General features: G+C 63.4%; 1 protein-coding gene. It reads right to left on the bottom strand.

The window, feature by feature from the left end; genetic code table 11:
• Positions 1 to 443, bottom strand: a 443-nt coding sequence (locus tag LPA41_RS41165) for a hypothetical protein (protein WP_229076912.1), incomplete at both ends; no start/stop codon positions are given.

Genomic DNA, 443 nt, shown 5'->3' with positions numbered 1-443 from the left:
GAACCCGATCGCTCATGCCGAAAGCGCTGGCCCGCTTCGCCGCATACCAGCGAGCGTCAGGGTGGGCGTCTGCGTACTGCAGGCAGATCGGAAGATCCTCCGGGCACCCCACCGGTGGGATGATCGACGCGGTCATGGTCGGAGCACCGAGACTGAGTAGCGGATAGGGAGTCTTCTCCTCGGCCATCCAGAGCGCCAGTGAGTCGAACCGGATAGTTTCTGGTGGGTTCTCCGGAATCTTGCCGGAATAGCCAGAGGTTAGATGGCAGACCCACCACGGGAACTGGTGGTCGGCCATCAGCCAGGCCGCTTCGACGGCCGGATACGAGCACAACTCGGCGCGGATCTCCACCAGTTCGCCTGATTCGATCAGCAGGACGGAAGCCTTGTCCGGGCCGAGCATGGCAACGCCGGACACCTTGGCCTCGAACCCGGTGTAGCGA

Origin of the sequence: Actinoplanes sp. DH11 (assembly GCF_020873875.1) — a bacterium.
Classification (GTDB): Bacteria; Actinomycetota; Actinomycetes; order Mycobacteriales; family Micromonosporaceae; genus Actinoplanes.
This window is presented reverse-complemented; position numbering and strand designations above follow the sequence as displayed.